Annotated in this window: 11 protein-coding genes; 9 read left to right on the top strand and 2 right to left on the bottom strand. The window is 61.6% G+C overall.

The features are described 5' to 3' along the window. Nucleotides 1-8 precede the first annotated feature (8 nt). The gene (locus IE095_RS01645; protein ID WP_189409755.1) at nucleotides 9-1094 is read left to right on the top strand and encodes an ABC transporter ATP-binding protein; all 1086 of its coding nucleotides are present in this window, start codon (nucleotides 9-11) and stop codon (nucleotides 1092-1094) included. Nucleotides 1095-1236: 142 nt separating this feature from the next. Continuing rightward, nucleotides 1237-2064 (top strand): GNAT family N-acetyltransferase, encoded by an 828-nt coding sequence (locus tag IE095_RS01640; protein WP_189409753.1) that lies wholly within the window; start codon nucleotides 1237-1239, stop codon nucleotides 2062-2064. A gap of 29 nt (nucleotides 2065-2093) precedes the next feature. Here IE095_RS01640 and IE095_RS01635 read toward each other — a convergent pair whose 3' ends face one another. After that, complete coding sequence (locus tag IE095_RS01635; protein WP_189409751.1) at nucleotides 2094-2789, bottom strand: type 1 glutamine amidotransferase; 696 nt, start codon at nucleotides 2787-2789, stop codon at nucleotides 2094-2096. A 121-nt stretch (nucleotides 2790-2910) separates the two neighbouring features. Between IE095_RS01635 and guaB the strand changes: the two genes are divergently transcribed. The 3 genes from guaB (at nucleotide 2911) to IE095_RS01620 (ending at nucleotide 7908) form a co-directional block, all read left to right on the top strand. Continuing rightward, nucleotides 2911-4359, top strand: coding sequence for an IMP dehydrogenase (gene guaB, locus IE095_RS01630; protein ID WP_189410124.1), 1449 nt, complete (start codon nucleotides 2911-2913; stop codon nucleotides 4357-4359). A gap of 3 nt (nucleotides 4360-4362) precedes the next feature. After that, nucleotides 4363-5514, top strand: a complete 1152-nt coding sequence (locus IE095_RS01625) for an RsmB/NOP family class I SAM-dependent RNA methyltransferase (RefSeq protein ID WP_189409749.1) — start codon at nucleotides 4363-4365, stop codon at nucleotides 5512-5514. An 87-nt stretch (nucleotides 5515-5601) separates the two neighbouring features. Further along, entirely contained in the window at nucleotides 5602-7908 is a 2307-nt protein-coding gene (locus tag IE095_RS01620; RefSeq protein WP_189409747.1) for a hybrid sensor histidine kinase/response regulator, read from the top strand. Here the strand turns inward: IE095_RS01620 and IE095_RS01615 are convergent. Further along, nucleotides 7905-8516, bottom strand: coding sequence for a hypothetical protein (locus IE095_RS01615; RefSeq protein WP_189409745.1), 612 nt, complete (start codon nucleotides 8514-8516; stop codon nucleotides 7905-7907). The two genes, IE095_RS01620 and IE095_RS01615, sit on opposite strands and share 4 nt — an antisense overlap. 190 nt (nucleotides 8517-8706) lie before the next feature. On the opposite strand from IE095_RS01615, the gene recA reads away from it, so the two are divergent. The 4 genes from recA to IE095_RS01595 all read left to right on the top strand — a co-directional run bounded on the left by recA (nucleotide 8707) and on the right by IE095_RS01595 (nucleotide 13373). After that, entirely contained in the window at nucleotides 8707-9777 is a 1071-nt protein-coding gene (gene recA, locus IE095_RS01610; protein WP_189409743.1) for a recombinase RecA, read from the top strand. 41 nt (nucleotides 9778-9818) lie between these two features. Beyond that, on the top strand, nucleotides 9819-10328 hold the full coding sequence (locus IE095_RS01605) for an MOSC domain-containing protein (protein WP_229804442.1): 510 nt from the start codon (nucleotides 9819-9821) through the stop codon (nucleotides 10326-10328). Nucleotides 10329-10425: 97 nt separating this feature from the next. Next, nucleotides 10426-13083 (top strand): alanine--tRNA ligase, encoded by a 2658-nt coding sequence (gene alaS / locus IE095_RS01600; RefSeq protein WP_189409739.1) that lies wholly within the window; start codon nucleotides 10426-10428, stop codon nucleotides 13081-13083. Continuing rightward, the gene (locus IE095_RS01595; protein WP_189409737.1) at nucleotides 13083-13373 is read left to right on the top strand and encodes a DUF1330 domain-containing protein; all 291 of its coding nucleotides are present in this window, start codon (nucleotides 13083-13085) and stop codon (nucleotides 13371-13373) included. The genes alaS and IE095_RS01595 overlap by 1 nt, the downstream gene beginning before the upstream one ends. Nucleotides 13374-13397: the final 24 nt, after the last annotated feature.

Here is a 13397-nt window from a genome sequence, read left to right as displayed (position 1 = left end):
GATAAGCGATGGCCGAACTTCTGCTGAAGGACGTAGAGAAAGCCTATGGCGAGGTGAAGGTGTTGAAAAACATCAACCTCGACATCAAGACGGGTGAGCTGATCGTGTTTGTCGGGCCCTCCGGCTGCGGCAAATCGACGCTGCTGCGGATGATCGCGGGGCTGGAGCGGATCACCGGTGGTGATTTTTCCATCGACGGCGTTCGGATGAACGACGTGCCGCCCGCACAGCGGGGCATTGCGATGGTGTTCCAGTCTTATGCGCTTTACCCGCATATGACGGTGCGGGACAACATGTCCTTTGCGCTGAAACTGGCGAAAAAGCCGGAAAGCGAGATCCGGGCGGCGGTGGACAAGGCGGCCAAGATTTTGCAGCTGACGCCCTATCTGGACCGTCTGCCCAAGGCATTGTCGGGTGGCCAGCGGCAGCGTGTGGCGATCGGGCGGGCCATTGTGCGCGACCCTAAGGTCTATCTGTTCGATGAACCGCTGTCGAACTTGGATGCCGCCCTGCGGGTGGCGACGCGGATTGAAATCGCGCAGTTGAAAGAGGCGATGCCGAATTCGACGATGATCTATGTGACGCATGATCAGGTGGAGGCGATGACGCTGGCCAGCCGCATCGTGGTTCTGGCCGGCGGCGGGATTGCACAGGTGGGCAGCCCGCTGGAACTGTATGAGCGGCCCGAGAATGAATTCGTGGCGCAGTTCATCGGCAGCCCTTCGATGAACCTGCTGGCGGGGGAAATCGTGGGGACGGGGGCGGAAACCACGGTGAAGCTGGCGAATGGCGGGGTGGCGCGTTCGGCGGTGGCAACCTTGGCCAGCGACATGGGGGCCAAGGTCAAGATCGGCGTGCGGCCCGAGGATTTTGTGCCGACGCAAGGCGAAGCAATCTTTAGCGGCGAGGTGGACATCACCGAAGCCTTGGGCGAGGTGACGCTGCTTTACTTCAAGAAACAGGGCGAGGCGGCGGCAGTGGTGGCAAAGCTGCCGGGCATCCATGCCGGGTTGCGGCATACGACGGTGGGCCTGACGGCCGATCCGGCAAAGGTGCATTTGTTCATGGGCGGCAAGTCTGTTCTGTATCGTTAGAACAGGGCCAAGCCGATCAGCCAAAGGCCCGAAAGGGCCGTGGCGATCAAGGCGGGCAGCCAAAGGGTGAAACGAGGGGCAGGCGGAAGGGGCTTCATCAGGCCTTTATCCGCCTTTAACCTTTCCCATGCCTTAACAGGCCATGGAAAATCTGCGCGAATGCTTTGATCCGGCGGAATGGGCAGCGCTTTGTGCGGCAAGCCCCGATCAGCCGATGGCGCAGTCATGGGACTATGGGCAGGCGATGGCGGTTTTGGGCGCGAGGGTGCGACGCTTTGTCTTTGGTGAAACCATCGCGCAAGTGCTGGAAAGGCCCGGCCTCCGGCTGGTGAACCGGGGGCCTTTGGGGCCAAGGGCTGGGCCGATGCTGCGACGCTTGGCGCGGCATTGGGGTGTTACGCTAGCGACGCCCGAACATGCCCTTCCGGGCTGGGGCCGAATGCCGCTGATCACGCCCCGCCACCAGGCGATCTGGCGGCTGGACCCTGACGCAGACGCCATGCGCGGAAACCTCTCCGCCAAATGGCGCAACCGGCTTTTGCGGGCCGAGGAGCGCGGTCTGAGGATAACCCACGGCCAAGTGGCGTCGCTGAACGAACTGCTGACGGCCGAGGCTATCCAACGTCAACAACGCGGCTATCGCGCCTTGCCCGGTGCTTTTGCCATCCACTGGCCGGGCGAAAAGTTGCTGCTGGAATGGCGCGAAGGCGGTCAGATGCAGGCCGGTATGCTGTTCTTGCGGCATGGGGCTTGGGCCAGTTATCACATCGGCTGGGCCTCGGATCGCGGGCGTGCGGTCTTTGCGCACGGGCCGATGCTTTGGAAGGCGGCGCGGATTCTGTCGGATCAAGGCATCTCAACCTTGGATCTGGGCACGGTGGACAGCGCCAACCCAGGCCTTGCGCATTTCAAGCTGGGCACCGGGGCTGAACTGCGCGCCCTTGGCCCGACGGTCTGGGCGGTCTGGTAGGGTGGGTGAAACCCAACGTCCAAACCATCTTAAACCAAATCCAGCCAAGCCCGCGCCAATTTCAACCCTGCCGCATCTGCCGCCGCCCCATGCTGGGCCGCTTGATCGGCGTGGTGTTTCGCCCAACCCGGTTGCATCCTTTCGCAGCCTTCTGGAAAGCGCCGCGTCCAATCCGCCACCATCGCGCGGTTCGCCTCAAAATGAAACTGCATCCCATAGGTCGCCCGGCCAAGGCGAAAGGCCTGCTGCGGCACAGGACCAGTGGCCAACAGCGCGGCACCTTGCGGCAGGGTAAACGTGTCCGAATGCCATTGAAACGCGCGGAATTGATCGCCCGCCCGCGACAAAACCGGATCGGTTCGGCCCTGTTCCGTCAATGTGATTTCCGTCCAGCCAAATTCTGGCGAACCGCCCAGCCGGTTTTCCGCCCCAAAGGCCCGCGCCAAAAGTTGCGCACCCAGGCAAATCCCCAGAACAGGTTTATCCGCCGCATGAAATTTGCCCATCAGATCGGCCAGATGGCCCAGATAGGGATGGGCGGCATCGTCCCGCGCCGATTGCTCACCGCCAAAGACAATCAGCGCGTCATGATCGTGTGGTCCAAAGGGTAGCGATTGGCCCGCAAAGGGGCGGAACTGATCCACCAGCGCCGCCCGTTCATGCAGGGCAACGCCGACCTGACCATGATGGGTGACGGCGGTGTTTTCGATGATGGCGATGCGCATGGGATTCCCTTTTGCGGCCAAGGAAACATCCCTTGGATAGGGACACAAGCCCCCTTGCCATCCCTCCCGTTCCATGAAACAGGGAACCGCCAAACGACCCTTCCCCAGCCCGGAGGCTATGATGGAAATTCGTGAGGCCCTGACCTTTGATGATGTCCTGCTTGTGCCAGCGGCCAGCAATGTGCTGCCCTCGGATGCGGATACATCGACCTTTGTGACCAAATCCATCCGCATGAACATTCCGCTTCTGTCCAGCGCGATGGACACCGTGACCGAGGCGCGGATGGCCATCGCCATGGCGCAGGTGGGCGGAATTGGGGTGATCCACCGCAATCTGGATCTTGAGGCGCAGGCGACCGAGGTGCGGCGGGTCAAGCGCTTTGAATCGGGCGTGGTTTACAAGCCGATCACCCTGCGGCCCGACCAGACCTTGGCCGATGCGAAAGCCTTGCAGGAACGCTATAATGTGACGGGCTTTCCGGTGGTCGATGAACAGGGCCGCGTGCTGGGGATCGTGACAAACCGCGACATGCGTTTTGCCAGCGATGCGAAAACCCCGGTGCGGGTGATGATGACGGCGGACAATCTGGCCATCTTGCGCGAACCGGCGGACCGGGAGCAGGCGATCAGCCTGATGAAAGCGCGGCGGATTGAAAAGCTGCTGGTGACGGACGGGGCGGGCAAGCTGACCGGTCTTTTGACGCTGAAAGACACCGAGCAATCGGTGCTGAACCCGCAGGCCTGCAAGGACGAACGCGGGCGGTTGCGGGTGGCGGCGGCCTCGACCGTGGGGGATGCGGGTTTTGAACGCTCGCAGGCGCTGATCGAAGCGGGCGTCGATATGGTGGTGATCGACACCGCGCATGGCCATTCCGAAGGCGTGGCGCTGGCCGTCGAACGGATCAAGAAACTGTCGAATGCGGTGCAGGTGGTGGCGGGCAATGTGGCCACCGCCGAGGCGACGCGGGCGCTGATTGGTGCTGGCGCGGATGCGGTCAAGGTGGGCATCGGGCCGGGTTCGATCTGCACGACGCGGATCGTGGCGGGCGTGGGCGTACCGCAACTGACGGCGATCATGGATGCAGCGGGGGCGGCGGGGGATATTCCGATCATTGCGGATGGTGGCATCAAATTCTCGGGCGACTTCGCCAAGGCGATTGCGGGGGGGGCCTCTTGCGCGATGGTGGGTTCGGCGATTGCGGGGACCGAGGAGAGTCCGGGCGAGGTGATCCTTTGGAACGGCCGTTCCTTCAAATCCTATCGCGGGATGGGGTCTTTGGGGGCAATGGCGCGGGGTTCGGCTGACCGCTATTTCCAAAAAGACGCGGCCAGCGACAAGCTGGTGCCCGAAGGGATTGAAGGGCAGGTGCCCTATAAGGGGACCGTGGCAACGGTCATCCATCAGATGGTCGGGGGCTTGCGCGCAGCGATGGGTTACACGGGCAACCGGACGGTGGCCGAGATGCGCCAGAACTGCAATTTCGTGCGGATCACGGGGGCAGGGCTGAAGGAAAGCCATGTGCACGACGTGCAGATCACGCGCGAAAGCCCGAACTATCGGATGGGTTAGGCCATGACACCGGCGGCACGGGTGCAGGCAGCCATTGAGGTTCTGGACCAATGGTTGGGCGGGCAACCCGTTGAAAAGGCGCTGATAAACTGGGGCCGGTCAAACCGCTATGCGGGTTCGGGCGACCGGGCGGCGGTGCGCGATCTGGTGTTTGATGCCGTGCGCTGCAAGCTGTCCTTTGCCAGCCAAGGCGGGGCTTTGTCGGGGCGTGGTCTGATGTTGGGGCGTGCGCGGGCGCTTGGCGTTGATCCCCTGTTCACCGGCGGGCCCCATGCGCCCGCACCCTTGGGCGATGAAGGCGGTTCGCCGCCCCAAGGGCTGGCCGCCCTTGACTGTCCGGAAGATCTGGCCCCGGCGCTGCAAGCTGCCTTGGGGCCGGATTTTGCGCCCGTGATGACAGCCTTGCAGTCACGCGCGCCGGTGTTCTTGCGCGTCAACTTGCTGAAATCCACGCGGGACGCGGCGCAAGCCAGCCTCGCCGCCGATGGCGTTCTGACCGAGCCACATATCCTGGCCGACACCGCCCTGATCGTCACGCAAAACCCGCGCAAGGTTTCCGCATCGAAAGCCTATGCGGAAGGATTGGTAGAGTTGCAGGACGCGGCCTCGCAGGCGGTCGTTCAGGCCCTTCCACCGCTCAAGGGGCTGAACGTGCTGGATTATTGCGCCGGTGGTGGTGGCAAGACCCTCGCCATGGCCGCCCTGCGCCCGGCCCGGCTTGTGGCCCATGATGCGAATGCTGCACGCTTGTCAGACCTGCCAGAACGGGCCAAACGCGCTGGGGCCAAGGTGCAGCTGACCGAGACCGCAAAGCTGCCGACCGTCGCACCTTTTGACCTGATCCTTACGGACGTTCCCTGTTCCGGCTCGGGTGCCTGGCGCCGCCAGCCCGAGGCGAAATGGGCGCTGACGTTGGAAAAACTGGCAAGCCTGGTGGCGCTGCAAGCGGAAATTCTGGACAAGGTGGCGACCATGGTCGCCCCCGGTGGCGCGCTGGCCTATGCGACCTGTTCGCTGCTGAATGCCGAGAATCAGGATCAGGCCACTGCCTTTGTGCAACGCCATCCCCAGTTTGCGCTGGAAAGGCAGTTGCGCCTGACACCTTTGGATGGCGGTGACGGCTTCTTTCTTGCCCTGTTCCGGCATAAGACCTAGCTTGTTGCAACTCAGGCGGGAAAATAGCAACGGTTAGGGATTGCTTAACCCTTGTTTGGCCAGATGGGGCAAGAACAGGGACATGGCATGGTCAGAACCTTCGGACATCTGGCGGAAATTCTTGGGGCAATCGACGGTTTGTCGCGCCGTCTTTGGCCATTGGCGCTGCTGGGGGCGCTGATTGCCGGCATAGCCTTGGTGCAGCCTTGGGGTCGCACGGGGGCGGCGGCCCTGTTGGCCGGGATAACTTTGGCTTTTCTGGCGAGCGGGTTGGCGATTTTACTTGGCTTGAACAAGCACCGCGATAGGGTCTTACGTCGCCAACTGACCGAGATACTCGGTCACGATGTCACGCCTTGTTTTTCAACTGATATGGCCGGGATTGTCGGCTTCCAGAATGCGGCTGCACGAAAACGATTTGGCACCCAGCGGGATGAAAGCCTGATCAATGCCCTGCATGATTATTTTGCCAATCCATCTGCGGTTCTGTTTCGCCTGCAATCGCGGGCGGATCTGATGGGTTCAGCGCGCGAGGATGTCACCTCGCAGAAGGGCCAACTGCGGCTTTCCGTGCATCGCTTCAGCCCGGAACGCTTTCTTTGGCGTTTGGAAGAATTCAGTGACCGCCCCAGCAACGGCCGTGGCGCTGATGTGCTTAGTCTGCCGATGCTTGTGGTGAACCGGTCCGGCGTGATTTTGTTTTCGAACGAGGCTTTGCGACGGCTGACGGGGACGCGGCCACGCAGCTTGGATCAGGTCTTTCAAGGGCCGTTACCGCAACCTGGGCACGAGGTTTCGGTCAAAACGAACAACGGCGCGATTCGGGCGTTTTTTGCGCAGGTTGATGGGCCGGGTGAGCGGCACGAGGTCTATCTTATGCCGCTGACCGAGCGAGAGTTTGATCAGCCATCGGATGATTTTGAAAGCCTGCCGATAGCGCTCGCAAAGTTCTCGCCGGATGGGCATCTGCGGCAGGCCAACCGTTTGGCGCGTGAAGTAATGGGGCTGACAGGGCCAGGCGAACCTTTGGTCAGCGATCTTTTCGAAGGTCTTGGTCGGTCGCTGTCGGATTGGGTGGCGGATGTTGCGACGGCCCGCCGTCCGTCAGGTGCCGAAGTTCTGCGCCTTCGCGGGGCCGAGGAAGACCGTTTCTTTCAACTTTCACTGCGCCGCATTGTCGAGGATGGTCGTGTGCGCGTTTTGGCGATCATCACCGATGCGACCGATTTAAAACGGCTGGAAGCGCAGTTTCATCAAAGCCAGAAGATGCAAGCTGTGGGCGAACTTGCCGGTGGGGTTGCGCATGATTTCAACAACCTGCTGACCGCGATTTCTGGCCATTGCGATCTTTTGTTGCTGCGGCATGATCAGGACGATCCGGAATATGCGGACCTGCAACAAATTCATCAGAACGCCAACCGCGCGGCGGCTTTGGTGCGGCAATTGTTGGGCTTTTCCCGCAAGCAAACCCTTCGCCCGGAACGCATTGATTTGGCCGATGTGCTTTCGGAAATGACGCATTTGCTCAACCGGTTGGTCGGCGAAAGGATGCGCCTGCGCGTGACCCATGCGCCCGGTCTCGGGCCGATCCGGGCCGACAAACGGCAGCTGGAACAGGTGCTGATGAATTTGGTGGTCAACGCGCGTGACGCCATGCCGGGGGGGGGCACGATCGGTGTGGAAACCCAGGCGCTGACATTGCGCGAACCGCTGGAGCGCGACCGTGCGACGGTGCCGCCGGGTCATTATGCCGTGATCAGGGTGACAGATACGGGCGATGGCATAGCGCCCGAGAATATGAGCAAAATCTTTGAGCCCTTTTTTACGACAAAGAAAATTGGTGAGGGCACTGGGTTGGGCCTTTCAATGGCCTATGGGATCGTCAAACAATCCGGCGGCTATATCTTTTGCGACAGTGTGCCCGGACAGGGCACCCGGTTTGAATTGGTTTTCCCGATCAACGACAGCCCGGTCGAAGGGACAAAGGCGCTGACCCGACCTTCGGCCCAGCGTCTTAGCCGGTCCGGCGAAAATGTGGTGATGCTGGTTGAGGATGAGGCCCCCGTCAGGGCCTTTGCCGCCCGGGCGCTGCGCCTGCGCGGCTATGGCGTGCTGGAAGCCGTGGACGGCGAAGACGCCCTGCGGCAACTGGCCGACCCGCAGCTGACCGTCGATCTTTTTGTCAGCGATGTGGTGATGCCCGGTATGGATGGTCCGGCTTGGGTACGACAGGCGCGTGCGAACAGACCACAGGTGCCGGTCATTTTCATGTCCGGCTACGCCGAAGAGGGGCTGGCCGAAGGGCAAGCCCGGATCGACAACGCCAGCTTTCTGCCCAAACCCTTTTCGCTGAATGATTTGACCGCGGCGGTGCAGGCCTGCCTGAGCCGTTAGCCAAGCATTTTCCCGTCTGGGCCCAGCCGGGCATAGAGCGCATAGTCTTGGACCGCCCTGTCGCGCAGCATCGTCTCGGTCGCCGCAGACAAGGCCGTTTCTGCGGCGGGCGAAACGTTCAGCCGGGGCAGAGTGATCTCGCAATGCAGACGGTCTTCCAGAAAATCGACGAAACGGTCGATGTCTTCATACCGGAAAAGCCGGTCAAGGACCGGGCCGGAACGTGCCGTCAGGAATTTTGACTGCATTCCAACATCCGCAAACGGCGGCGGGCTATCGCTGCACCAGGCTTGCACGAAATCATCGAAACTCAGCCCCTGGGTCTGCCGCGTGGCGTGTTCGATATCTGCCCGGCGACGATAACGATACCAACTGGCCAGCCAATCCCGCGGCTCACGCATCAAAGCGACGGTTTCAAACGGCTCGCCGCTGGCGGCCTGCAACCATGGCCCAACGAAACGATTGTAGCGCGTCACCGAGGTGTGTTTCAGGGCTGGTGGGCGCTGAATAGCCATCGGCGACAGCGATTCGAGCGCATTTTCAATTGCTGTCGTGCCTGTTTTGGGTGTGGCGAGAAACACCAGTTTTTGTTGCCAGAACACCAGCATCGATCATCCGTTCCCTTCGATTTCTGTCCCACCACAGCCTGCGTAAACTATCCCTTAACCCTTCCGTGAAAAAGTCGAATTTGACTAAAATCTCTTGCTTTGTTCCTGTTTTGTGCGCATCTATGGGAACAAGATGGGAACATTCCGGTGGATTGCCGCGCAGGAGCGGCTATGAAATAAGGATCGGCAGATGGCGATGGCAGACCTTTTGGACGTGAAGGACAAGCGCGAGATGGATAAGCAGAAGGCGCTGGAAAGCGCACTGGCGCAGATCGAACGGCAATTTGGCAAAGGCTCGATCATGAAGCTGGGCGCCGACAGCCCCGCAATGGATATCGAGGCCACCTCGACCGGTTCGCTGGGGTTGGACATCGCCTTGGGCATTGGTGGTTTGCCGCAGGGGCGGATCATCGAAATCTATGGGCCGGAATCCTCGGGCAAAACCACGCTGACGCTGCATGTGGTGGCAGAATCGCAGAAAAAGGGCGGCGTTTGCGCCTTTGTCGATGCCGAACATGCGTTGGACCCGCAATATGCGAAAAAGCTGGGCGTCAATCTGGATGAACTGCTGATCAGCCAGCCGGATACCGGCGAACAGGCGCTGGAGATTGTGGATACGCTGGTGCGTTCCGGCGCGGTCAACCTGATCGTTGTCGACTCGGTGGCGGCACTGGTGCCCAAGGCCGAAATCGAAGGCGACATGGGCGATATGCAGATGGGCAGCCAGGCGCGACTGATGAGCCAGGCCATGCGCAAGCTGACGGCCAGCATCGGGCGCAGCAATTGCATGGTGATCTTCATCAACCAGATCCGCATGAAGATTGGCGTGATGTTTGGCAGCCCGGAAACCACCACGGGGGGCAACGCGCTGAAATTCTATGCCTCGGTCCGTCTGGATATTCGGCGCGTTGGCGCGATCAAGGAAAAAGACGATGTGGTGGGCAACTCCACCCGCGTCAAAGTCGTCAAGAACAAGGTCTCGCCGCCGTTCAAACAGGTGGAGTTTGACATCATGTATGGCGAGGGCATCTCCAAGGTCGGGGAGCTGATCGACATCGGCGTCAAGGCTGGGGTCGTGGAAAAGTCGGGCGCCTGGTATTCCTATGGCGACGAACGCATCGGGCAGGGGCGTGAAAACGCCAAAAGCTTCCTGAAGCAGAACCCCGGCGTGGCGATGGAGATCGAAGACAAGATTCGTGCGGCGAATGGCCTGGATTTCAACATCACCGGCGGCGGCGATGACGTGTTGGGCGACGATTGATCACGCAGCCCACCCTTGAAGAGTTGCGGGCCGCAGAACCCATGGTTCTGGCGGCCCCAAAAGACGGAGGCACAGTGGAAATGCTGTGCTTCCGTCCGGCATTCAACAAGCGTGACTTTGTCGAAAGCCTGACGCTGACCAAGGCACATGGCGTTCCGGGCGAACGTTGGGAAAAAGCCCCTTGGTTGCGGCTGGCCGATGGTCGCCCGCATCCCGGCATTCAGGTGTCGATCTTGCCGCGCCGGGTGCTGGATCTGGTCTGGCGCGACCGTGCGAACACGCCCCATCCGGGCGATACATTCATCTGCGATCTGGATATGACCGAGGCGAACCTGCCGGAAGGGCAGCTTTTGCAGATCGGCGAGGCTGTTCTGCGGGTTTCGGACGTGTTCAACGATGGTTGCGTCAAATGGAAGGCGCGCTATGGCAAGCCGGCTTATGACTGGGTCCGCGCGCCGGAAAACCGGCCGCTGCGCCTGCGCGGCGTGCTGTGCAGCATCGAAAGCGACGGCATTATCCGCAATGGTGACCGGCTGACCGTTCTGCGCTGAACATTTTTCCTGCGCAGAAAGGCCGGATGGTGGACAGGGCCATTGCGGGGGGCTAGATGGGTTTCGAATTGCCCCAGCCTTGCCGGAAAGGCCCGATATGCCCTCGTTGAACGACATCCGCTCTACCTATCTGAACTTCTTTGCGCGCAACGATCACCAGATCGTTGAAAGTAGCCCCTTGGTGCCGCGCAACGACCCGACGCTGATGTTCACCAACTCGGGCATGGTGCAGTTCAAGAACTGCTTCACCGGCGTCGAAACCCGCGATTACAAGCGCGCCACCACTGCCCAGAAATGCGTGCGCGCCGGGGGCAAGCACAACGATCTGGACAATGTGGGCTATACGGCCCGCCACCATACTTTCTTTGAAATGCTGGGCAATTTCAGCTTTGGCGACTATTTCAAGGAAAAGGCGATCACCTATGCTTGGGAATTGCTGACCAAGGACTTCGCGCTGGATGCCAAACGCCTGTGCGTCACCGTTTATCACACCGATGACGAGGCGGCGGGCATCTGGAAAAAGGTGGCGGGGCTAGAGGATCACCGGATCATCCGCATTGCCTCTGATGACAACTTCTGGCGCATGGGGCCGACCGGGCCTTGCGGCCCTTGCACCGAGATTTTCTATGACCACGGCGACCATATCCCCGGCGGCCCGCCCGGCAGCGCGGACGAAGACGGCGACCGTTTCATCGAAATCTGGAACAACGTCTTCATGCAGAACGAACAATTCGCCGATGGGCGTCTGGTTCCGCTGGAAATGCAGTCGATCGACACCGGCATGGGGTTGGAACGGATCGGCGCTTTGCTGCAAGGCAAGCACGACAATTACGACACCGACCTGATGCGCAGCCTGATCGAGGCCAGCGCACACGCGACCAGTAGCGACCCGGACGGGCCGGGCAAGACCCACCACCGCGTCATTGCCGACCATCTGCGCTCGGTCAGTTTCCTGATTGCCGATGGCGTCATGCCCTCGAACGAAGGGCGGGGCTATGTATTGCGCCGGATCATGCGTCGCGCCATGCGCCATGCGCAGCAACTGGGCGCGAAAGACCCGGTGATGTTCCGCCTGGTGCCCGCCTTGGTGCAGCAGATGGGGGCGGCCTATCCCGAACTGAACCGGGCACAAAGCCTGATCGAGGAAACGCTAAAGCTGGAGGAAACTCGCTTCCGCACGACCTTGGATCGCGGGTTGAAACTGCTGGAGGATGAGCTTTCAGCCCTTCCCGAAGGAGCACCTTTGTCGGGGCCTGCGGCGTTCAAGCTGTATGACACCTATGGCTTCCCGCTGGACCTGACCCAAGACGCGCTCCGCGAAAAGGGCCGCACCGCCGATGTGGCGGGCTTTGATGCCGCCATGGCCGAACAAAAGGCCAAGGCGCGGGCAGCTTGGTCCGGCACGGGCGAAAGCAAAGAGGCGGCGATCTGGTTCGATCTGGCCGACCGTCTGGGGGCGTCGGAATTCCTGGGCTATGACACTGAAACCGCCGAAGGGCAGGTTCTGGCCGTGGTGGCCGATGGGGCCGAACAGGCCAAGGCCACAGTGGGTCAAAGCGTGACCATCGTGCTGAACCAGACGCCCTTCTATGCCGAATCGGGCGGGCAGGTGGGGGATACCGGCCTGATCCGCACGGGGCAGGGTCTGGCGAAAGTCACCGACACGAAAAAGGCGCAAGGGTTGTTCCTGCATATCGCCGAAGTGGTGGAGGGCGAGATTGCCCCCGGCCAAGGCGCTGTGCTGACCGTGGACCACGCCCGCCGTTCGGCGATCCGGGCGAACCATTCCGTGACCCACCTTCTGCACGAGGCGCTGCGCCGGGCCTTGGGGGACCATGTCGCGCAAAAGGGCAGCCTGAACGCGGCGGACCGGATGCGCTTTGACTTCAGCCACGGCAAGGGCATGACGCCCGAGGAACTGGCGACGGTCGAGGCCGAGGTGAACGCCTTTGTGCGCCAGAATACGCCCGTGGAAACCCGGATCATGACGCCCGACGACGCCCGCGCCCTGGGCGCTCAGGCGCTGTTTGGCGAGAAATATGGCGACGAGGTCCGCGTTGTCTCGATGGGCACGCTGCCCGGTTCGGGCAAGGGCGCGGACAAGGCCACCTATTCGCTGGAACTGTGCGGCGGCACCCATGTGGCCCGCACGGGCGACATCGGGGCCTTTGTGCTGCTGGGCGATTCAGCCTCCAGCGCGGGGGTGCGGCGGATCGAAGGGCTGACCGGCCAAGCGGCGCTCGATCACCTGCGGGCGCAGGATCAGCGCCTGAACGATGTGGCGGGCCTGCTGAAAACCCATGGGGCGGATGTGGCCGAACGGGTCAGGGCGCTGCTGGATGACCGCAAGGCATTGCAAAACGAAGTGGCACAGTTGCGGCGCGAATTGGCGACAGGCGGCAAGTCCGGCGGGCCAGAGGTTAAGGAAATCAACGGACTGAAGGTGGTTCTTCAGGTTTTGTCGGGCGTCACAGGCAAGGATTTGCCGGGGATGATTGATGATCTGAAGGCCAAACTGGGATCGGGCATCGTCTTGCTGGTGGCCGACACCGGCGCGAAACCCGCCATTGCCGCGGGCGTGACAGCGGATCTGACCGCCCGAGTCTCGGCTGTTGATCTGGTGCGCACGGCGGCCGAGGCGATGGGCGGCAAGGGCGGTGGCGGTCGGCCGGATATGGCGCAGGGCGGCGCGGCGGATATCGCGGCAGCCCCGGCGGCACTGGCGGCAGTTGAAACCTTGATCGGGGGCAAATGATGGCGACGGCACTTTGGATTGCGCATGTCACGGTAACGAACCCGGACGCCTATGCCCTTTACGCCAAGGGCGCGACCGAGGCGATTGCCGCGCATGGCGGCACCTTTCTGGCCCGGGGCGGGCGCTATGTGCAGTTAGAGGGCAATGACCGTTCCCGCAACGTGGTGGCGCGGTTCCCAAGCGTGGAAAAGGCGGTGGAATGCTACAACTCCGCCGCCTATCAGGCCGCTTTGGCCCATGCCAAAGGGGCGGCGGTGCGCGATCTGGTGGTCGTGGAAGAGGTCGAATAAGCTTTTTGCTGCAAAAGGCTGGCA

It is taken from the genome of Neogemmobacter tilapiae, assembly GCF_014652215.1.
Classification (GTDB): Bacteria; Pseudomonadota; Alphaproteobacteria; order Rhodobacterales; family Rhodobacteraceae; genus Neogemmobacter; species Neogemmobacter tilapiae.
This window is presented reverse-complemented; position numbering and strand designations above follow the sequence as displayed.